The organism is Pseudoxanthomonas yeongjuensis, from assembly GCF_010093345.1.
Taxonomy (GTDB): Bacteria; Pseudomonadota; Gammaproteobacteria; order Xanthomonadales; family Xanthomonadaceae; genus Pseudoxanthomonas_A; species Pseudoxanthomonas_A yeongjuensis.
Map to the genome: position 1 here is coordinate 941,069 of NZ_PDWT01000001.1, position 21,287 is coordinate 962,355.

The 21,287-nt window shown below is 64.9% G+C and carries 18 protein-coding genes and 2 tRNA genes; all 20 read right to left on the bottom strand.

The window, feature by feature from the left end; translation table 11 throughout:
• Window positions 1–83 precede the first annotated feature (83 nt).
• On the bottom strand, window positions 84–2,702 hold the full coding sequence (infB, locus tag CSC74_RS04215) for a translation initiation factor IF-2 (protein ID WP_162313139.1): 2,619 nt from the start codon (window positions 2,700–2,702) through the stop codon (window positions 84–86).
• A gap of 129 nt (window positions 2,703–2,831) precedes the next feature.
• Complete coding sequence (gene nusA / locus CSC74_RS04220; protein WP_162313140.1) at window positions 2,832–4,343, bottom strand: transcription termination factor NusA; 1,512 nt, start codon at window positions 4,341–4,343, stop codon at window positions 2,832–2,834.
• A gap of 3 nt (window positions 4,344–4,346) precedes the next feature.
• Window positions 4,347–5,024 (bottom strand): ribosome maturation factor RimP, encoded by a 678-nt coding sequence (rimP, locus tag CSC74_RS04225; protein ID WP_162313141.1) that lies wholly within the window; start codon window positions 5,022–5,024, stop codon window positions 4,347–4,349.
• A 184-nt stretch (window positions 5,025–5,208) separates the two neighbouring features.
• Window positions 5,209–5,285 (bottom strand) — tRNA-Met (locus CSC74_RS04230).
• Window positions 5,286–5,344: 59 nt separating this feature from the next.
• Entirely contained in the window at window positions 5,345–6,793 is a 1,449-nt protein-coding gene (gene nuoN, locus CSC74_RS04235; RefSeq protein WP_162313142.1) for an NADH-quinone oxidoreductase subunit NuoN, read from the bottom strand.
• A 9-nt stretch (window positions 6,794–6,802) separates the two neighbouring features.
• Window positions 6,803–8,311 carry an NADH-quinone oxidoreductase subunit M gene (locus CSC74_RS04240; protein ID WP_162313143.1) on the bottom strand — a complete coding sequence of 503 codons (1,509 nt, stop codon included), beginning with the start codon at window positions 8,309–8,311 and terminating at the stop codon, window positions 6,803–6,805.
• A 34-nt stretch (window positions 8,312–8,345) separates the two neighbouring features.
• Window positions 8,346–10,529, bottom strand: coding sequence for an NADH-quinone oxidoreductase subunit L (gene nuoL / locus CSC74_RS04245; RefSeq protein WP_162313144.1), 2,184 nt, complete (start codon window positions 10,527–10,529; stop codon window positions 8,346–8,348).
• A 7-nt stretch (window positions 10,530–10,536) separates the two neighbouring features.
• Entirely contained in the window at window positions 10,537–10,842 is a 306-nt protein-coding gene (gene nuoK / locus CSC74_RS04250) for an NADH-quinone oxidoreductase subunit NuoK (RefSeq protein ID WP_162313145.1), read from the bottom strand.
• Window positions 10,839–11,498 (bottom strand): NADH-quinone oxidoreductase subunit J, encoded by a 660-nt coding sequence (locus CSC74_RS04255; RefSeq protein ID WP_211369546.1) that lies wholly within the window; start codon window positions 11,496–11,498, stop codon window positions 10,839–10,841. The genes nuoK and CSC74_RS04255 overlap by 4 nt, the downstream gene beginning before the upstream one ends.
• A 4-nt stretch (window positions 11,499–11,502) precedes the next feature.
• Window positions 11,503–11,991: an NADH-quinone oxidoreductase subunit NuoI gene (gene nuoI / locus CSC74_RS04260; RefSeq protein ID WP_162313147.1), complete on the bottom strand. Its 489-nt coding sequence runs from the start codon at window positions 11,989–11,991 to the stop codon at window positions 11,503–11,505.
• Window positions 11,992–11,994: 3 nt separating this feature from the next.
• Window positions 11,995–13,086 (bottom strand): NADH-quinone oxidoreductase subunit NuoH, encoded by a 1,092-nt coding sequence (gene nuoH, locus CSC74_RS04265; protein ID WP_162313148.1) that lies wholly within the window; start codon window positions 13,084–13,086, stop codon window positions 11,995–11,997.
• The gene (gene nuoG, locus CSC74_RS04270; RefSeq protein WP_162313149.1) at window positions 13,083–15,335 is read right to left on the bottom strand and encodes an NADH-quinone oxidoreductase subunit NuoG; all 2,253 of its coding nucleotides are present in this window, start codon (window positions 15,333–15,335) and stop codon (window positions 13,083–13,085) included. Before nuoG ends, nuoH begins: the two co-directional genes overlap by 4 nt.
• 232 nt (window positions 15,336–15,567) lie before the next feature.
• Complete coding sequence (nuoF, locus tag CSC74_RS04275; RefSeq protein ID WP_162313150.1) at window positions 15,568–16,899, bottom strand: NADH-quinone oxidoreductase subunit NuoF; 1,332 nt, start codon at window positions 16,897–16,899, stop codon at window positions 15,568–15,570.
• Window positions 16,900–16,902: 3 nt separating this feature from the next.
• Window positions 16,903–17,430, bottom strand: coding sequence for an NADH-quinone oxidoreductase subunit NuoE (gene nuoE, locus CSC74_RS04280; RefSeq protein ID WP_162313151.1), 528 nt, complete (start codon window positions 17,428–17,430; stop codon window positions 16,903–16,905).
• Window positions 17,427–18,731: an NADH-quinone oxidoreductase subunit D gene (locus CSC74_RS04285; RefSeq protein WP_162313152.1), complete on the bottom strand. Its 1,305-nt coding sequence runs from the start codon at window positions 18,729–18,731 to the stop codon at window positions 17,427–17,429. Before CSC74_RS04285 ends, nuoE begins: the two co-directional genes overlap by 4 nt.
• The gene (locus tag CSC74_RS04290) at window positions 18,728–19,456 is read right to left on the bottom strand and encodes an NADH-quinone oxidoreductase subunit C (RefSeq protein WP_162313153.1); all 729 of its coding nucleotides are present in this window, start codon (window positions 19,454–19,456) and stop codon (window positions 18,728–18,730) included. Before CSC74_RS04290 ends, CSC74_RS04285 begins: the two co-directional genes overlap by 4 nt.
• A gap of 84 nt (window positions 19,457–19,540) precedes the next feature.
• A complete protein-coding gene (locus CSC74_RS04295) occupies window positions 19,541–20,095 on the bottom strand; it encodes a NuoB/complex I 20 kDa subunit family protein (protein WP_162313154.1) in 555 nt (184 codons plus the stop codon).
• A gap of 4 nt (window positions 20,096–20,099) precedes the next feature.
• On the bottom strand, window positions 20,100–20,456 hold the full coding sequence (locus tag CSC74_RS04300; RefSeq protein WP_162313155.1) for an NADH-quinone oxidoreductase subunit A: 357 nt from the start codon (window positions 20,454–20,456) through the stop codon (window positions 20,100–20,102).
• Between the two features lie 127 nt (window positions 20,457–20,583).
• A tRNA-Leu gene (locus tag CSC74_RS04305) sits at window positions 20,584–20,668 on the bottom strand.
• A gap of 50 nt (window positions 20,669–20,718) precedes the next feature.
• Window positions 20,719–21,216 (bottom strand): preprotein translocase subunit SecG, encoded by a 498-nt coding sequence (secG, locus tag CSC74_RS04310; RefSeq protein ID WP_162313156.1) that lies wholly within the window; start codon window positions 21,214–21,216, stop codon window positions 20,719–20,721.
• Window positions 21,217–21,287: the final 71 nt, after the last annotated feature.

Sequence of the window (21,287 nt, forward strand, 5' to 3'; positions counted from 1 at the left end):
AGAGGAACGAGGAACGAGTGAAAGCGGGGAGGAACGGTGAAAACCACTCGTTCCTCGTTCCTCTCCGCTCGTTCCTCGCTTCATCACAGCGTGCGCTGCACTTCGATGCGCTCGAAGCACTCGATCTGGTCGCCCGGCTGCACGTCGTTGTAGGCCTTCACGCCGATGCCGCACTCGGTGCCGTTGCGCACTTCGTCCACGTTTTCCTTGAAGCGGCGCAGCGATTCCAGTTCGCCCTCGAACACGACCACGCTGTCGCGCAGCACGCGGATCGGCTTGTTGCGCTTGACCGTGCCCTCCACGACCATGCAGCCGGCGACCGCGCCGAACTTGGAGCTGCGGAACACGTCGCGCACTTCGGCGATGCCGATGATCTCTTCGCGGATCTCCACGCCCAGCAGGCCGGAAGCCACCTGCTTCACCTGGTCGATCACGTCGTAGATGATCGAGAAGTAGCGCAGGTCGACACCGTTGGATTCGACGATCCGGCGCGCGGCCGCATCGGCGCGCACGTTGAAGCCGATCATGGTGGCCTTGGAGGTCAATGCGGAATTCGCATCGGACTCGGTGATGCCGCCCACGCCGGAATGGATGATGTTGATCCGGATCATGTCGTTGGACAGCGCGACCAGCGCATGCTTCAGCGCTTCCACCGAGCCCTGCACGTCGGCCTTGATCACCAGGTTCAGGACCAGTTGCCCATCGCCCTTGCCGAGCTGCGACATGATGTCTTCCATGCGGCTGCCGGCGGACTGGACCAGGCGCGACTCGCGGCGCTTGGCGTCGCGCTGCTGGGCCACGTCCTTGGCCAGGCGTTCGTCGGCGACGACGACGAAATCGTCGCCCGCGTCCGGCACGCCCGACAGGCCGAGCACCTGCACCGGGATCGACGGGCCGGCTTCGGCCGGCTGGCTGCCGGTTTCGTCGAACAGCGCGCGCACGCGGCCGTACTGGGTTCCGCAGACCAGGTAATCGCCCTTGCGCAGCGTGCCCTGCTGGACCAGCACCGTGGCCACCGGGCCACGGCCCTTGTCCAGCGAGGATTCGATGACCACGCCGCTGGCGCGGCCTTCGACCGCGGCCTTGAGTTCGAGCACTTCGGCCTGCAGCAGGATCGAATCGAGCAGGTTGTCGACGCCGGCGCCGGTCTTGGCCGAGAGCTCGACGAACTGGGTGTCGCCGCCGAATTCTTCGGCGACCACGTCATGGGTCAGGAACTCGTTCTTGACCCGGCCTGGGTCGGCGTCGCTCTTGTCCATCTTGTTCACCGCCACGATCAGCGGCACGTTGGCCGCCTTGGCCAGCTTCACCGCTTCGATGGTCTGCGGCATGACCCCGTCGTCGGCGGCCACCACCAGCACCACGATATCGGTGAGCTTGGCGCCGCGCGCGCGCATTTGGCTGAAGGCGGCATGGCCTGGCGTATCCAGGAAGCTGATGACGCCCTTCTCGGTTTCCACATGGTAGGCACCGATGTGCTGGGTGATACCGCCGGCTTCGCCGGTGGCGACCTTGGTCCGGCGGATGTAGTCCAGCAGCGAGGTCTTGCCGTGGTCGACGTGGCCCATGATGGTCACCACCGGCGGACGCGGGCGCAGTTCGCCCTGGTCGGTCTCGGTGTGCGCGATCAGGTGGTCCTCGACGTCGCCGCTGTCGGCGCGCACCACGTTGTGGCCGAGTTCCTCGGTCACCAGCGCGGCGGTGTCATGGTCGATGCTCTGGGTGATGGTGGCCATCACGCCCATCTTGAACAGCGCCTTGACCACGTCGCCGCCCTTCAGCGCGAGTTTCTGCGCCAGGTCGGCCACGGTGATGGTTTCGCCGATGGCGACGTCGCGCACGACCGGTGCGGTGGGACGCTCGAAGCCATGGGTGCCGGTGCCGCCACGGGATTGTTCCTGGCGGCGCGGCTTGGGCTTGCCGCGGGTGGTCGTGCGGCGCGCGCGATCGGCGGCGGAAAGGTGCAGCTGCCCGGCGAAACGCTGGGTGCTGTCGTCGTCTTCCACGCTGGCGACCATCGCGTGCGAACCGCGGGTCTTGTGCTTGGCCGCGGTGGCGTTGCGGTCGTCCGCGCGCGGCGGGTCCTTGCGTACCGGCGGCTTGGGAACGTGGTGCCCGCTGGGCTTGGCCGGACGCGCGGTCTCTTCGCCATCGGCAGGCACGGCGCCGGTGGCGGCGGCGACAGCCTCGGCCTCAGCCTGGATGCGCTCGGCTTCCGCCTGCAGGCGCACGGCTTCTTCCGCCTGGCGCGCGCGTTCGCGTTCGTCGGCACGCTTCTTGTCGGTTTCGGCGAGGCGCTGCTGTTCTTCGAGATTGCGCTGCCTGGATTCCTCCAGCTTGCGCAGCGCATCGGCGCGCTCGTCGCTCGGCGGCGCTTCGACTTCGTCGGGCTTGACGTAGGTGCGCTTCTGCCGGACCTCGACGTTGACCGTGGTCTTGCTGCGACCCGCGGCGACCGTCACTTCCTGCACCTTGCGGCGGTTGAGCGTGATCTTCTTCGGTGCGGCCGCGTCATCGGCGGGCTGGTCGGCCTTGCCATGGGTGCGGCGCAGGAAACCGAGCAGTTTCATCTTCTCGGTGCTGGTCACGGCCTGGTCTGGGCCGCTGAAGCTCATGCCGGCCTCGGCCAGTTGCTCCAGCAGTTTCTCGACCGGCGTATTGACCAGTTCGGCAAGCTTGCGGATGGTGGTTTGCTGCGTCATTCGGATCCCGTGACCTTCGTAGGCGTCCCCCGCCTATTGCGAAGGGAACGCGGATTCTAGCCCTGTATTCTGCAGGGCGGCGTTCATTGCCGGCTCATTCGCCGCGTTCCAGGCGTGCCCGCGTGGCGCTCATGCGCCACGCTCCAGGCGTGCGATCTCCTCGGCCCGGGCCGCCAGGATCAGCGCCTTGGCTCGATCGGCGTCGATGCCTTCGATGCCGAAATCGACGATTTCATCGGCGCCCAGGTCGGAAAGATCCTCGCTGGTGCGCACGCCATGCGCAGCCAGCGCATAGGCGGTTTCGTCGTCCATGCCCTCCAGCGCCAGCAGGTCGGCGGCCGGCTGGTTCTCGTCGGCCTCCTCTTCCTCGGCCAGCGCCTCGTTGAGCAGGGCGTCGCGGGCGCGGGCGCGCAGTTCCTCGACGATGTCCTCGTCGAAGCCCTCGACCGCCAGCAGTTCGCCGACCGGCACATAGGCGATTTCCTCGACCGTATTGAAACCTTCCGAGACCAGGATCGCGGCGATTTCCTCGTCCACTTCCAGCTTGTCGACGAACAACTGGCGGGCGATGGCCTGTTCGCCCTCGGACTTGGCCGCGACCTGGTCCTGGGTCATCACGTTGAGCTGCCAGCCGGTCAGGCGGCTGGCCAGGCGCACGTTCTGGCCGCCCTTGCCGATCGCCTGGGCCAGGCGGTCTTCGGCCACGGCCAGGTCCATGGAGTGCTTCTCTTCGTCGACGATGATCGACTGCACTTCCGCCGGCGCCATCGCGTTTATGACGAAATTGGCGGCGCTGTCGTTCCACAGCACGATGTCCACGCGCTCGCCATTGAGCTCGTTGGACACGGCCTGCACGCGCGAACCGCGCATGCCGATGCAGGCGCCGATCGGATCGGTGCGGGTGTCGTGGGCGAGCACGGCGATCTTGGCGCGGTCGCCCGGATCGCGTGCGCAGGCCTTGATCTCGACCAGGCCCTGGCCCACTTCCGGCACTTCCAGCTTGAACAGCTCGATCATGAATTCCGGGGCGGCGCGGCTGATGAACAGCTGCGGGCCGCGCGGCTCGGTGCGCACGTCGAACAGGTAACCGCGCACGCGGTCGCCGGCGCGCAGGGTGTCGCGCGGGATGCCCTTGTCCTTGGGAATGAAGGCCTCGGCGTTGCCGCCCAGGTCCACGTAGATATTGCCGCGTTCGGCGCGCTTGACGATACCGGTGACCAGCTCGCCGATGCGGTCCTTCCACGCGTCCACGACCTGGGCGCGCTCGGCTTCGCGCACGCGCTGGACGATGACCTGCTTGGCGGCCTGGGCGGCGATGCGGCCGAAGTCGGGATTCTCGATCTGTTCTTCGACGTAGTCGCCCACTTCGGCGCCATCGCTTTCGTCCAGGGCGTCCATCAGGCGGATCTGGAAGTCGGGCGACTCCATGACCACGTCGTCGGCCACCACTTCCCAGCGGCGGAAGGTTTCGTACTCGCCGGTCTTGTGGTCGATGGTCACCCGGGTCAGCACTTCCTGCTCGGGGTAGCGCTTCTTCGCAGCCGAGGCCAGCGCGGCCTCGATCGCATCGAAGATGACTTCGCGCGGCACGCCTTTCTCGTTGGCGACCGCGTCGACTACCAGCAACAATTCCTTACTCATCTTTCACTCCGCGCGCGGCCGCTTGGCGGCCGGTTGGTTGGTTTTTACCCGACCCGGTTGTCCCGGGCCCGCTTTCTTCGTGGCCGTTCTACCGGCCGGTTTCTTCTTCGCCGCCTTTTTCGCCGGCGCTGTTTTCTTTGCGGCGGGCTTGGCCGGCGCCGCCTTGGCGGCCGCTCCCTTCTTCGGCTGCGGAGCCAGGCCCAGCGCCACCCAGTCGGGCATCAGCCTGGCCTTGTCCACGTTCTCGAACGCCACCGTCATTTCGGCGTTGTCGACCAGGAACACGATGCCGTTGCCTTCGATACGGACGATCGACCCCTGCAGCCGGCGACGACCCTCCTGCGGAATCCTCAGCACGACCTTGGCCGATTCGCCCTGGTGGCGCACGAACTGGGCCAGGGTGAACAGCGGGCGATCGATGCCGGGCGATGATACTTCCAGGGTGTAGTTGCCGGTGATCGGATCCTCGACGTCGAGCTGCGCGGAAACCTCGCGGCTGACCGCTTCGCAATCCTCGATGTTGACCATGCGCGTGGCCAGTTCGGCCTCGGGCACGTCGATGTACAGGCGCAGCGTGGCGCTGCCCGGCGCGGGCAGGTATTCGGCGCCCAGCAGCTCCAGGCCCAGGGCCCGCACCGTTGGCGACAGCAGGTTAGCGATTTGTTTTGCCTTGTCGCTCACGTGGTGACGATCCGCCCGCTGGAGTGGAAAAACGATGGCCCGGAAACAGCAAAGGGCCCCGATGGGCCCCTTGTCCGATACTGCTGGATTCCGGTGTGCAGGCGGGAACATTCGCCTTCACGAGCCCAGGCCTTGGTCAGCAAAAAAGCCTCTTTGGGAGGCCTTCCAGTCGAACCGAAAAGCTTGGTAGCGGGGGCAGGATTTGAACCTGCGACCTTCGGGTTATGAGCCCGACGAGCTGCCAGACTGCTCCACCCCGCATCAGAAGCGGAATTATGGTGACTCGGGTCGTTTAATGCAAGCCCGAATCGTTTTCAGGTTCAGCCGGCGAAGGCCTGTTGGCACCATGCCATGAGCGGATTCCATGCGAGGCCCAATGCCAGCAGGGCCAGCGCATTGACGGTCAACACCGCCGGGGCCACACGGTCCTTGCGCGGCGGCGGCAGTTCGCCGACCGGTTCATCGAAATACATCACCTTGATCACGCGCAGGTAGTAGAAGGCGCCGATCACCGCGCAGACCACGCCCAGGACCGCCAGCCAGGTCATCCCCGCCTCCACCGCCGCGCCCAGCACCAGCAGCTTGGCCCAGAAGCCCAGGAACGGCGGCACGCCGGCCAGCGAGAACATCGCGCACATCACCAATCCCGCCTGCCAGGGATTGCGCGCGTTGAGACCCTTGAAGTCGTCGATCCTGTCGGCCTCGAAACCCTGCCGCGACAGCACCACGATGGCGCCGAAGGCCGCGGTGGACATCAGCGCATAGGTGATCGCGTAAAACAGCGCGGCGGCGTAACCGCGCTCATCGCCGCCGGCCAGGCCCACCAGCAGGAAGCCGATGTGCGAGACCGTGGAATAAGCCAGCATGCGCTTGAGGTTGGTCTGGGCGATGGCGATCACGTTGCCGATGACCAGCGACACGGCCGCCAGCCCGCCCAGCAGCAACTGCCATTGCTGCGACATCGGGCCGACCCCGGCTTCAAGCAGGCGGTAGGCCATGCCGAATGCGGCGAGTTTCGGGCCGGCGCTGATGAACAGGGTGATCGGCGTCGGCGCGCCCTGGTAGACGTCCGGCAGCCACATGTGGAACGGCGCCGCGCCCAGCTTGAAGGCGATGCCCGCGACCAGGAACACCACGCCGGTCAGCAGCAGGGTCCTGTCGGCGACGTTGCCCGAAGCGGCATGGATGCCGGCCAGGTCCAGGGTGCCGGTGGCGCCATAGACCAGCGACATGCCGTACAGCAGCAAGCCCGAAGCCAGCGAACCGAGCACGATGTACTTCATGCCCGCTTCGGTCGAAAGCCCGTCGTCGCGGTTCAGTGCGACCAGCGCATAGGAACACAGCGCCAGCAATTCCAGGCCCAGGTAGATCATGACCAGGTTGCCGGCCGAGACCAGCATCATCATGCCCGCCGTCGCGAACAGGATCAACACCGGCACTTCGCCCGGATACAGATTGCGTTCGCGCAGGTACGGCCAGGCGTAGAGCAGCGACAGCGCGCTGGTCAGCAGGATCGCCACCTTGCTGACGTCGGCCATCACGTCGCGCACGAACATGCCGTGGAATACCGTGCCGTGCCCGCCCGTTCCACAGAGGATCATGGCCATCACCACGGCCAGCAGGGCCAATCCGAGCGCCTGGGTGACGTAGCGGCGATTCGCGTCCAGGAACAGGTCGAGCATCAGCAGGGCGAAGGCACCCCCGATCAGCACCAGTTCCGGCAGCAGCGGCATCAGGTCGGCGGTGGTGGATAACATCGGCGTGGTCATCATTCTTCCTTACAGCTTGCTGTTGGCGAGCTGCATCGCCAGTTGCGCGATCGCGGGCTCCATCAGGTCGGTGAGCGGCTTCGGCCAGAGGCCGATCGCCAGCACGCCGATCGCGAACACCCCCAGCACCAGGATCTCGCGACCGTTCAGGTCCTTCATTCCGGCGACGTGCGCGTTCGCCACTTCGCCGTACATCACCCGCTTGGTCAGCCACAACGTATAGGCCGCGCCGGTGATCAGGGTGGTCGCCGCGACCAGGGCCATATACGGGTTGCGCTGGAACGCGGCCACTATCACCATGAATTCGCCGACGAAGCCGCTGGTGCCGGGCAAGCCGGAGTTGGCCATGGCGAAGAACACGAACAGCACCGCGAACCACGGCATCACGTTCGCCACCCCGCCGTAATCGCGGATCATGCGCGTATGCATGCGGTCGTAGAGCACGCCGACGCAGGAGAACATCGCGCCCGATACCAGTCCGTGCGAAATCATCTGCACCATCGCGCCCTGCAGGCCCAGGCGGGCGCCGTCGAAGTTGCCGTCGCTCATCATCCCGAACGAGATGAAGATGCCCAGGGTCACGAAGCCCATGTGCGAGACAGACGAATAGGCGATCAGCTTCTTCATGTCGTCCTGGACCAGCGCCACCAGGGCCACGTAGACCACGCCGATCAGCGACAGCACGATCACCAGCAGGGCCCACTCGCGGCCCGCATCGGGCAGCATCGGCAGGGTGAAGCGCAGGAAGCCGTAGCCGCCGATCTTCAGCATGATCGCCGCCAGGATCACCGAACCGGCGGTGGGCGCCTCGACGTGCGCGTCCGGCAGCCAGGTATGCACCGGGAACATCGGCACCTTGACCGCGAACGCGATCAGGAAGGCGAAGAACAGCCAGGTCTGTTCCTTCGCGTTCAACGGCAACTGGTACAGGTCGGCGAACTGGAAGCTGCCGCCCTTCAGATACAGATAGATCAGGCCGACCAGCATCAGCACCGAGCCGAGGAAGGTGTACAGGAAGAACTTGACCGAGGCGTAGATGCGGCGCGGCCCGCCCCAGACGCCGATGATCAGGAACATCGGGATCAGCATGGCCTCGAAGAACACGTAGAACAGCATCGCGTCGGTGGCGCAGAACACGCCGATCATCATCCCTTCCAGGAACAGGAACGCGGCCACGTACTGGCTGACGCGCTTCTCGATCACCGTCCACGCGCCGATCAGGGCCAGCACCGTGGTCAGCGAGGTCAGCACGATCAGGGCGATGGAAATGCCGTCGGCGCCGAGGTTGTAGCCGATCTTGTAGGCGGGGATCCAGGCGCGCGTCTCGACGAACTGCATGTTCGGGTCGGCGTGGTCGACGCCGGCCAGCAGTCCGATGCTGGCGACGAAGGTCAGCAGCGCCACGCCCAGCGCGGTCCAGCGCGCGGCACTCGGCCGGGCATTGCCCAGGGCGAGGACCAGCGCGCCGCCCAGCATGGGCAGCCAGATCAATACACTCAATAAAGGCCAGTTCGACACGTGTTCTTAGTCCGTCAGTTCAACGCCGCGGCGTTCATTGCCAGAAACGCATGAGCACGGCCAGGAGTGCAATCAGGCCGATGATCATCGCGAAGGCGTAGTGGTAGAGGAAACCCGATTGGGTGCGTCGCAGCAGGTTGGCGGCCAGGTCGACCAGCCGGGCGCTGCCGTTGACCGCGACGCCATCGATAACGTTGCTGTCGATCTTCCGCGACAGGTCGCCCAGGGCCAGACCGCCGCCGGCCAGGCCGCCGATCCAGATCGTGTCCATCCAGTACTTCTTGTCGAGGATGTTGGCCAGGAACCCGCCGACCCGGCTGTTGCGCATGCGCGCCGGCCATTCCGGCGACAGCACGATGTACAGCAGCGTGGCCAGGGCGAAGCCGGCGAAGGCCAGCCAGAACGGCCAGGCCTTCAATCCATGCAGGGCGAAAGCAACGGGGCCGTGGAACTCTTCCTTCAGCGCCATCACCGTATCGCGACCCGGGTTGATGAAGTCGATCGCGCCGAGGAAGAACGGCAATTGCTCGTGGTGGCCGCTCCAGTCGGTGCCGAACAGCATCGGCCCGATGGTCAGGAAACCGATGCCGATCGACGGGATGGCCAGCAGGATCAGCGGTATGGTCACGACCCAGGGCGATTCATGCGGCTCGTGCACGCCGTGATGGCCATGGTCGTCATGCGCGTGCTCGTCATGGCCGTGGCCATGATCGTCGGCCTGCGCATCGCGGAAGCGCTCCTTGCCATGGAAGGTCAGATACAGCAGGCGGAAGCTGTAGAAGCTGGTGACGAACACGCCCAGCAACACCGCCCAGTAGCCATAGGTCGCGATCCAGCTGCTGGCGCCATGGATGCCTTGCGGCGCCATCGCGCCCATTTCGGCGAGCTTGTGCGCGGTTTCGACAGCCTGCTCCTGATGGTGCGCTGCCGCCTCGATGATCGTGTCCTTCGAATAGAAGCCGGAGAAGAACGGCGTGCCGACCAACGCCAGCGTGCCGACCAGGCTGGTGATCCAGGTGATGGGCATGTACTTGCGCAGCCCGCCCATCTTGCGCATGTCCTGCTCGTGGTGCATGCCGATGATCACCGAGCCGGCGGCGAGGAACAGCAGCGCCTTGAAGAAGGCGTGGGTCATCAGATGGAATACCGCCGCCGAATACGCCGACACGCCCAGGGCCACGGTCATGTAGCCGAGCTGGGACAGCGTGGAGTACGCGACCACCCGCTTGATGTCGTTCTGCACGATGCCGATAAGGCCGGTGAACAACGCGGTGGTGGCGCCGATGAACAGCACGAAATCCAACGCGGTCTGCGACATCTCGAACAGCGGCGACATGCGCGCCACCATGAAGATGCCGGCGGTGACCATGGTTGCGGCATGGATCAGCGCCGAGATCGGGGTCGGGCCTTCCATCGAATCCGGCAGCCACACATGCAACGGCACCTGCGCCGACTTGCCCATGGCGCCGATGAACAGGCAGATGCAGATGATGCTGGCGATAGACCACACCGCCGGCTGGTCCAGCACCTGCCAGCTTCCGATCGAGCCCGTCCACACCTGCACCATCTTGCCCGCGAGCAGCGGCGCGTTGGCGAACACCTCGGCATAGTCCAGCGTGCCGAACATGCTCAGCACCGCGGCGATGCCGAGCAGGAAGCCGAAATCGCCGACCCGGTTGACCAGGAACGCCTTGAGGTTGGCGAAGATCGCGCTGGGACGCTTGAACCAGAATCCGATCAGCAGGTACGAGACCAGGCCGACCGCTTCCCAGCCGAAGAACAGCTGCAGGAAGTTGTTGCTCATCACCAGCATCAGCATGGAGAAGGTGAACAGCGAAATGTAGCTGAAGAACCGCTGGTAGCCCGGATCGTCGGCCATGTAGCCGATCGTGTAGATGTGCACCAGCAGCGAGACCAGGGTCACCACCACCATCATCATCGCGGTCAGCTTGTCGATCATGAAGCCGACATGGGCGTGGATGTTGCCGACCTCGAACAGCGTGTACAGGTTCTGGTTGAACGGCGAGGCGCCCTGCCCGACCAGCTGGTACAGCACCCAGCACGACAACGCGCAGCTGGCCGCCACGCCGAGGATGGTGACCCAGTGCGCGCCGGCCCTGCCGACCTGGCGTCCGAACAACCCGGCCACGATGCTGCCCAGCAATGGCGCCAGGACCACGGCCAGAAGTAGATTCTTGGAAATTTCCAGACCTGTCATCGGTGCATCAGCCTTTCAAACTATCGACTTCGGCCACGTTGATCGTGTGCCGGGCGCGGAACAGGGCGACCAGGATGGCCAGGCCGATGGCGGCTTCCGCGGCAGCCACGGTCAGGATGAAGAACACGAAGATCTGCCCGTCCGGATCGCCGAACTGGCGCGAGAACGCGACGAAGTTGACGTTCACCGCCAGCAGCATCAGCTCGATCGACATCAGCAGCACGATGACGTTCTTGCGGTTGAGGAAGATGCCGGCGACGCTGATGCAGAACAGCGCCGCGCCCAGCGCGAGCAGGTGGCCCAGGGCGATCATGGCTTGGCCTCCGGGTCGGCCGCGGCCGGCACGATCAGGGTCTCGCGGACCGGGTTTTCAACCGCCACGTCGACCATGCGCAGGCGGTCCGATGCCTTGACCCGCGCCTGCTCGGCCGGCTTCTGGGTCTTGGTGCCCGGGCGCTTGCGCAGGGTCAGCATGACCGCGGCGATCACCGCCACGGTCAGGATCACCGCGGCGAACTCGAACGGCAGCAGGAACTTGGTGAACAGCGTGTGCGCCAACCACCTGGTGTTGGAGACATCGGCCGCCGCCGACGCGGCATTGGCCGCATACGGCGCGGCCAGCTTGGCCTTGAAGCCGATCAAGGCGAGGATTTCCACCAGCATCACCACCGCCACCAGCAGGCCGACCGGCAGGTAGCGGACCCAGCCTTCGCGGATCTTGACGATGTCGATGTCCAGCATCATCACCACGAACAGGAACAGCACCATCACCGCGCCCACGTACACCAGGATCAGGGCCACGCCGAGGAATTCGGCGCCGACCAGCAGCCAGACGCAGGCGATGGAGAAGAAGGTAAGGATCAGGCACAGCACCGCATGCACCGGATTGCGCACGCTGATCACCCCGCCGGCGGCGACGACCGCGATGGTGGCGAATGCGTAGAAAGAGAGGAGCAGCAGATCCATCATGACCTCAGCGGAAGGCGGCGTCGGCAGCGCGGCGCTCGGCGATCTCGGCTTCCAGCCGGTCCCCGATCGCCAGCAGCTGCGGCTTGGTGACGATGTTCTCGCCACGGTTCTCGAAGTGGTATTCCAGGATGTGGGTCTCGACGATGGAATCCACCGGGCAGCTTTCCTCGCAGAAGCCGCAATAGATGCACTTGAACAGGTCGATGTCGTAGCGCGTGGTGCGGCGGGTGCCGTCCTCGCGCTTCTCCGAATCGATGGTGATCGCCAGCGCCGGGCACACCGCCTCGCACAGCTTGCAGGCGATGCAGCGTTCCTCGCCGTTCGGGTAGCGGCGCAGCGCGTGCAGGCCGCGGAAACGCGGCGACTGCGGGAACTTCTCCATCGGGTACATCACCGTGTACTTCGGCTTGAACGCGTACTTGAGCGTCAGCCACATGCCCTGGACCAGCTCGACCAGCAGCAGGCTCTTGAAGTAATGGAAAACCTTGTTCATCGCTCAGACGCCCTTCTCGAACACGCCAAAGAACACCATCAACGCGGTGACCGCGATCCAGGCGATGGTCAGCGGGATGAATACCTTCCAGCCCAGGCGCATGATCTGGTCGTAGCGGTAGCGCGGGAAGGTGGCGCGGAACCAGATGAAGGCGCTGGCGAAGAAACCCACCTTCAACAGCAACCACGGCCAGCCGCCCTGCCAGATCCAGTCCACCCACGGCGACACGTCGGCGACGATCAAGCCCTGCAGCGGGCTGAGCCAGCCGCCCATGAAGAACAGCGACACCAGGAAGCTGACCAGGATCATGTTGGCGTATTCGGCCAGGAAGAACAGCGAGAAAGCCGCGCCCGAATATTCCACCATGTGCCCGGCGACGATTTCCGATTCGCCCTCGGTCACGTCGAACGGCGCGCGGTTGGTCTCGGCCACGCCGGACACCCAGTACACGATGAACAACGGGAACAGCGGCAGCCAGAACCACTCGAACGGCCCGGCGTTGCCGGCCTGGGCCATGACGATGTCGGTGAGGTTGAGGCTACCCGAGGCGATCAGCACGCCGACCAGGGCGAAACCCATCGCGATCTCGTAACTGACCACCTGCGCGGCCGCGCGCATCGCGCCGAGGAAGGCGTATTTCGAGTTCGACGCCCAGCCGGCGATGATGATGCCGTACACGCCCAGCGAGGTCATCGCCAGCAGGTACAGCAGGCCGGCATTGGCGTTCGACAACACGATCTTCGCATCGAACGGCACCACCGCCCACGCCGCGAATGCGGGCGCGAGCGCGATCAACGGTCCAAGGAGGTACATGGTCTTCTGTGCCTTGGCAGGCATCAGGACTTCCTTGAACAGCAGTTTGAATACGTCGGCGAAGGCCTGGAAGACGCCCATGCCCACGTACATCGGCCCATGGCGGACATGCATCCAGCCGATCAGCTTGCGTTCCCAGACCACATAGAAGGCGACGGCGACGATCACCGGCACCGCGATGGCCAGGATCTTCAGCACGATCCACAACACCACGCCGATATTGCCCAGCCCGAGGAACCATTCGCGCAACGGGTCGATGGCGTTCAACAGCAGCTCGTTCATGCGCCCACCACCGTCACGTTGCCGGCGCCCAGCGGCGCGGTGGCGCCATGGCCGCTTTCGATCCAGGCCGCACCGCGCGCGACGCGCGCATCGATGAAGACCGGCAAGGTGGCCGTACCGTCGGGAGCGCCCACTTTCGCGACCGCGCCTTCGGCCAGGCCCGCCGCCTGGGCATCGACCGGATTGAGGGTGATGCGCGGCGACAGGTTGAGGGGATGTTCCTGCAGTGCCCGGGCACGGCGGACGACGCCGTCGGTACGATAGATCGCGGCGGTCGCGGCGAGTTCCAGCCCGCCCGTGGCGGGCGCAGGCGCAGCCGACTTCGCGATCGAAGACGGCGGCAACGCCGCACCCGAGGCACGGGCACCGGCCAGGTCGATGAATTCGAAAGCCGGCAATTGCAGCTCGCCGCCAAGCGCCCGCAGTACCGTCCAGCCCTCTCGCGCCTCGCCCGGCAACTTGCCGCCGGCCTGGGTGCGCTGGTCGCTGCCGTCCAGGTTGGTCAGGGTCGCCTCGATTTCCGGCAACGCGCCGATCGGCAGGATCACGTCGGCCACGTTGCGCGTGGACTTGCAGGCGAAGTGGCTGAAGGCTACGACCTTGGCGGCCTTCAATGCCTTCTGCGCGGCGGCGCCATCGGCGAAATCCAGGCCCGGTTCGATGCCGTAGATGACGTAGGCGGAACGCGGTTCCGCAAACATGCCCGCGACATCGCGCTTGGCTGGCAGTACGCCATTGCGCGTAAGACCGAGCGCATTGGCGCCCTGCGGGATGCGGCATAGCGCGGCACCCGTGGCGGCAGCGAAGGCTTTCGCGGCGGCGCGGAGGGAAGCGGCTTGCGGGTGGTTCTCGGCGAGCGCGCCGACGATCAGTACGGGGCGGCTGGCGCCCTTCACTGCTTCGATCAGTGCGGCATCGTTCAAGGCGTTGGCCAATTGCGACGGCGCGACGATCTGCTTGCCGGCCAACGAGAACGCAAAATCGAAGTCGACGGGGTTGACCGCATAGACCTTGGCATTGCGCTGCGTATTGGCCTTGCGGATGCGCTGGTGCAGCAACGGCAGCTCATGGCGGATATTGCTGCCGAACAGGACGATGACGTCGGCCTGTTCGATCTCGGCCAGCGGCATGGCGAACGGCTCGGCCACGGCGCCATCGGAAAAATCGCGATTGAAGATACGGTGGTCCAGGTTGCCGCTGCCCAGCCCCTCGGCCAGGCGCGCGAGCAGGCTGCCCTCGTCGTTGGGCGTGGCCGGATGCGCGAGCACGCCGAGATCGTCGCCCTTGTTGGCGCGCAGGATTTCCGCGGCGGCGGCCAGGCCTTCGGCCCAGGACACCTCCTTCCAGTCGTTATCGGTACCGCTGTCGCCCACTTTCAGCAGCGGCTTGACCGCGCGGTCCTCGGCGTACAGGCCCTGGTGCGAATAGCGGTCGCGATCCGACAACCAGCATTCGTTGACCGCTTCGTTGTCGCGCGGGACCGTGCGCAGGATCTCGCCACGACGCACGTGGGTGAACAGGTTGGAACCCATCGCATCGTGATAGCCGATCGATTCGCGCGCGACCAGTTCCCACGGACGCGCGCGGAACTGGAACACCTTGTTGGTCAGCGCGCCGACCGGGCATACGTCGACGACGTTGCCGGACAGTTCGGTGGTCAGCGGCTTGCCGTCGTAGGTGCCGATCTGCAGGTTCTCGCCGCGATACATGCCGCCCAGTTCGTAGGTACCGGCGATGTCCGCGGTGAAGCGCACGCAGCGCGTGCACTGGATGCAGCGGGTCATCTCGGTGGCGACCAGCGGGCCGATGTCCTCGTCCGGGACCACGCGCTTGCGTTCCTGGAAGCGGCTGACCGAACGGCCGTAACCCAGCGACAGGTCCTGCAGCTCGCATTCGCCGCCCTGGTCGCAGATCGGGCAGTCCAGCGGATGGTTGATCAGCAGGAACTCCATCACGTTGCGCTGCGACTTCAAGGCCTTGTCGCTGCGTGTGGCGATCTTCATGCCGTCCATCACCGGCGTGGCGCAGGCCGGCGCGGGCTTGGGCATCTTCTCAACTTCCACCAGGCACATGCGGCAGTTGGCGGCGATGGCCAGCTTGTCGTGGTAGCAGAAGCGCGGGATCGGGATGCCGGCCTTGTCGGCGGCCTGGATGATCATCGAGCCCTTGGGTGCGGCCAATTCCACGCCGTCGATGAAGACGGTGACATGGTCGGGCGCCAGGTTCGGGTTGACGGGCTGCGCGCTCATGCTTTGGCTCCCATGGGAACCAGCAATGCGACGATTTTCCCCTCTCCCCTTGTGGGAGAGGGTGGCCGAAGGCCGGGAGAGGGTTCGGCTTTTCGCGCAAGTCCAATCATAGCGGCGAGAGCAAAAGCACGCTTCGCTACGCTCGCGCCCCCTCTCCTGCCCTGCGGGCATCCTCTCCCACAAGGGGAGAGGAGAGAATCCAAAAACCCTCTCTCGATTCTCACGGCCGCATTCATGCCGCTACCTCCAGCTTCGCATCGACAATGGAACGGCCGTTGAGGATGAAGTATTCGAATTCGTTCCAGTAGTGGCGCAGCATGCCTTGCACCGGCCACGCCGCGGCTTCGCCGAAGGCGCAAATGGTGTGGCCTTCGATCTGGCCCGCGGAGGCCTTCAACGTATTGAGGTCTTCCAGCGTGGCCTTGCCTTCGACCACGCGGGTGATCATGCGGTACATCCAACCGGTGCCTTCGCGGCACGGCGTGCACTGGCCGCAGGATTCGGCGTAATAGAAACGCGCGATGCGCTGGCAGGCGCGGACCATGCAGGTGGTTTCGTCCATGACGATGACCGCGCCCGAACCCAGGCCGGAGCCCGCCTTCTGGATGCTGTCGTAGTCCATGGTCAGGCCCATCATGGTTTCGCCCGGCAACACCGGCATCGAGGAACCACCGGGGATCACCGCCTTCAGCTTGTGGCCGTTGCGGATGCCGCCGGCCATTTCAAGGAGCTCGGAGAAAGGCGTGCCGAGGCGGATTTCGTAATTGCCCGGGCGCGCGACATGGCCGGACACCGAGAAGATCTTCGGACCGCCGTTGTTCGGCTTGCCGAGGTTGAGGAACCATTCGGCGCCATTGCGGATGATCGCCGGCACCGAGGCATAGGTCTCGGTGTTGTTGATCGTGGTCGGCTTGCCGTACAGGCCGAAGTTGGCCGGGAACGGCGGCTTGAACCGCGGCTGGCCCTTCTTGCCTTCCAGCGATTCCATCAACGCGGTCTCTTCGCCGCAGATGTAGGCGCCTGCGCCGAGCGCGTTGAAGATGTCGATGTCGATGCCCGAACCAAGCACGTTCTTGCCCAGCCAGCCGTGCTTGTAGGCCTCGGCGGTGGCTTCTTCCAGGTGCTCGAACGGCTCGTGGTGGAATTCGCCGCGCAGATAGTTGTAGGCGGTGCTGGAACCGGTGGCATAGCAGGCGATGGCCATGCCCTCGATCACCGAATGCGGGTTGTAGCGCAGGATGTCGCGATCCTTGGCGGTGCCGGGCTCGGATTCGTCCGAGTTGCAGAGGATGTACTTCTGCATGTCGCCCTTGGGCATGAAGCTCCACTTCAGGCCGGTGGGGAAGCCTGCGCCGCCGCGGCCGCGCAAACCGGACTGCTTGACCATCTCGACCACGTCGGCCGGCGCGATCTTCTCTTCGATGATCTTGCGCAGCGCGCTGTAACCGCCGGTCTTCAGGTAGTTTTCGTACGACCACGGCTTGTCGAAGTGCAGCGTGGTGTAGACCACCTGGTGCTCTTTCGGGGCCGGGCCCACGGGGCCCATCGTTTCGTGGTGTGCCATCGTTTATTCCAACCCGTCCAGCAGTTCGTCCACCTTCGCGGGCGTGAGCTTCTCGTGGTAATGGCCGTTGATGACGACCACCGGCGCGCCGCAGCAAGCGGCGACGCACTCTTCTTCGCGCTTCAGGTAGACGCGACCGTCGGCGGTGGATTCGCCGAGCTTGCAGCCGAGCTTCTTCTCCGCATGCGCGACCAGGTCCTCGGCGCCGTTGAGCCAGCAGCTGATGTTGGTGCAGAAGGCGACGTTGTTGCGGCCGACCTGCTTGGTCTCGAACATCGAATAGAAGCTGGCGACCTCGTAGGCCCATACCGGCGGCAGATCGAGGTACTTGGCGACCGCCGCGATCAGCTCGTCGCTGAGCCAGCCATCGTTCTGCTCCTGCGCCGCATGCAGGCCCTGCAATACGGCCGAACGCTTGCGGTCCGGCGGGAACTTGGTCAGCCAATGGTCGATATGCGCGCGCGTCTTGTCGTTCAACGCGACCAGCGGATCGACATTGCGTGCCGCTTCGAAATTACCCGTGGCCCTCATCGGTCCACCTCACCAAAAACGAGATCGTAGGTGCCGATCATGGCCACGACGTCCGGCAGCATGTGCCCGCTGACGACGTGGTCCATCGACGAAAGATGGGCGAAGCCGGGCGCGCGCAGGTGCACGCGGAACGGCTTGTTGGCGCCATCGGAAACCAGGTAGCAGCCGAACTCGCCCTTGGGCGCCTCGACCGCGGCGTAGGTTTCGCCGGCGGGCACGCAATAGCCTTCGCTGAACAGCTTGAAGTGGTGGATCAGCGCTTCCATGTCGTCCTTCATCTCCTCGCGGGACGGCGGCGCGACCTTGAAGTTCTGCACCATCACCGGGCCCGGATTGGCTTTCAGCCACTTCACGCATTGCTTGATGATCAGGTTGGACTGGCGCATCTCCGCCACTCGCACCAGGTAACGGTCGTAGCAATCGCCATTGGTGCCGACCGGGACCTCGAAATCGACGGTGTCGTATTTGGCATAGGGCTGCTTCTTGCGCAGGTCCCAGGCGATGCCGGAACCGCGCAGCATCGCGCCGGTCATGCCCCAGGCGCGCGCCTCTTCCGGCGAGATCACGCCGATGCCGACGGTGCGTTGCTTCCAGATGCGGTTTTCGGTGAGCAGGGTTTCGTACTCGTCGACGCGCTTGGGGAATTCGTTGGTGAAATCCTCGAGGAAATCCAGCAACGAGCCTTCGCGCGCGGCATTGAACCGCTTCAGCGCCTTGCCCTTGCGCCAGGGCGATTCCTTGTACTTGGGCATGTGGTCCGGCAGGTCGCGATAGACGCCGCCCGGACGGTAATAAGTGGCGTGCATGCGCGCGCCGCTGACCGCCTCGTAGCAGTCCATCAATTCCTCGCGCTCGCGGAAGGCGTACAGCATCACCGCCATCGCGCCCAGGTCGAGGCCGTTGGAGCCGATCCACATCAAGTGGTTCAGGATGCGGGTGATCTCGTCGAACATGGTGCGGATGTACTGCGCGCGCTCCGGCGCCTGGATGCCCATCAGCCGCTCGATCGCAAGCACGTAGGCGTGCTCGTTGCACATCATCGACACGTAATCCAGGCGATCCATGTAGCCGATCGACTGGTTGAACGGCTTGCTCTCGGCCAGCTTTTCGGTGCCACGGTGCAACAGGCCGATGTGCGGATCCGCGCGGACCACGGTTTCGCCGTCCATTTCCAGGATCAGGCGCAGCACGCCGTGCGCGGCCGGGTGCTGCGGGCCGAAGTTCAGGGTGTAGTTGCGGATTTCCTGGCGGCTTTCGGCAGCATTGCTGGCGAAGGCGACACCGGATTGCTGGACGCTCACTTGGCGGGCTCCCTTTGTGCGGCCTCGCCGGCCGCCGTCGCATAACGCGCATCGTCGCGGATCACGCGCGGCACGCCGACGCGGGGCTCGACCGAGGTCACCGGTTCGTAGATCACGCGCTTCTTCTCTTCGTCGTAGCGCACTTCCACGTTGCCGATCAGCGGAAAATCCTTGCGGAACGGATGGCCGACGAAACCGTAGTCGGTGAGGATCCGGCGCAGGTCCGGGTGGCCTTCGTAGAGGATGCCGAACAGATCGAAAGCTTCGCGTTCGAACCAGTTGGCGCCGGGCCAGATACCGGTGACCGAAGCGATCATCGGCAATTCGTCGTTCGGCGCATAGCAGCGCACGCGCAGCAGGCGGTTGTGCTGGTAGGAACGCAGGTGGACCACGGTGGCGAAACGATGCACCGGGCCTTCGCCGCGCGGGCGGTTTTCCCAGGTGAAGCGCCCCGGACCGAAGCCCAGTTCCACGCCACGGCTGAAACCTTCGGAGGAAACGTTGGCCGTTTCCCACTCGTCGCTGCCATGGCCGAGATAATCGACGCCGCACAGATCGACCAGTTGCTCGAAACCGAAGTCGTCGCGCAGCGAAAGGCAGGCGGCATGCCAGGTCGCGGACGGCACTTCCAGCGTCACTTCGCCACGGGCTTCGGCGATGCCGAGGATCGCGTCGGGAAAACGCGCCTGCAGTTGTTCGATGTAGGTTGCAGCTTGCTCGGCCATGGGGGCGTGGCGTGCTCGGTAGTTAAGTGGGTGGAATCGTCTTGAAACTGGATCGTTTGAAGCTTGTCTTGTCTCGAAGCCGGATCAGCGGGCGATGGTCTGGGTGCGCCAGATCTTCTTCTGCAACTGCAGGATGCCGTAGACGAGCGCCTCGGCCGTTGGCGGGCAGCCCGGTACGTAGACATCGACCGGCACGATGCGATCGCAGCCGCGCACCACCGAATACGAGTAATGGTAGTAACCGCCGCCGTTGGCGCAGCTGCCCATCGAGATGACCCACTTCGGCTCGGGCATCTGGTCGTAGACCTTGCGTAGCGCCGGGGCCATCTTGTTGACCAGGGTGCCGGCCACGATCATCACGTCGGACTGGCGCGGCGACGGGCGGAACACCACGCCATAGCGGTCCAGATCCAGGCGCGAGGCGCCCGCATGCATCATCTCGACCGCGCAGCAGGCCAGGCCGAAGGTCATCGGCCACATCGAGCCGGTCCGCGCCCAGTTCATCAGCGCGTCGACGCTGGTGGTGACGTAGCCTTTTTCCAGCAGCGGATTCTCGCCGTCCGGACGCAGGATGTCGTCGACCCGCCCTTGCGGGATCGGGCTGGTCATCAGCCGATCGATGGTCCCGATCACACTCACAGGATCACTCCCATTCCAGGGCTCCCTTCTTCCAGACGTAGATGAATCCGAGGAACAGCATGCCCACGAACAGGCCCATGGTGACCAGCGCGCGCGCGCCCAGCTCCTGGAACACCAGGGTCCACGGCATGATGAAGATGATTTCCAGGTCGAAGACGATGAACTGGATGGCGATCAGGTAATAGCGCACGTCGAACTTCATGCGCGCGTCCTCGAAGGCCTCGAAACCGCACTCGTAAGGCGAGAGCTTCTGCGCATCGGGACGACGGGGACCGATCAACCGTCCTATCACCATCAGCGAGATGCCGATGCCGGTAGCGACGATCAGGAATAACAGGGTCGGCAGGTATTCGGCCAGCACGCGTGGTCCTCGGTTGGTTTCCCCGCAGGAAACGCGCCGGTCAGGCGCGTGTTCCGCAGGCTTCTCGCGTCTCCCAATTGTAAAGTCCGCGCCTTGCGAGCGCGGGCTTTCATAAGGATTCGCATCTTGGTGCCCAAGAGGGGACTCGAACCCCTACGACTTTCGCCGCTACCACCTCAAGGTAGTGCGTCTACCAATTCCGCCACCTGGGCAAACATATGCGTCGGGGCATGCCCCGACGCGCTGACTATTGTAACCGGCTTCAGCCGCCTTGCGCGGGTGCGGCGGGTTGCGGCGCGGGCTTGGCGGGCGTGCTTTCCACTTCGGTATTTTCCACTTCCGCCGGAGTCGCTTGCGCGGGCGTGGTCGCGGCGGGCGCCGTCGGCACTGTCGGGCTGGCGGAGGGAATGCCGGCCGGAGCGCTGGGTACCGTGGACGGCTGCGCTTGCTTGGGCAATTCGCCCGCCGCCGCAGGCACGGGTTGTTCAGCCATCACGCCGAGATTCTGCTCCACCACGGGACGCGCCCTGTGCGCTGCGTTCCAGGCCATGAACAAGCTGATGGCGAAGAAGGTGATTGCCAGCCACTTGGTGCTCTTGGACAGGAAGTTGGACGCGCCGCGCGCGCCGAATACCGTGCCCGAAGCGCCCGCGCCGAAGCCCGAGCCGGCGGCCGCGCCGCTACCGCGCTGCATCAGCACCAGGGCGATGATCGCGATGGCGATCAGCACGTAGATTACATTCAAGGTCAACATCAACATTTCATGGATCTCGATCGAAATTGGAGAAGTCCGGCGAACCGCACCGGACTTGCAAGTGGCGCTCTGACAAG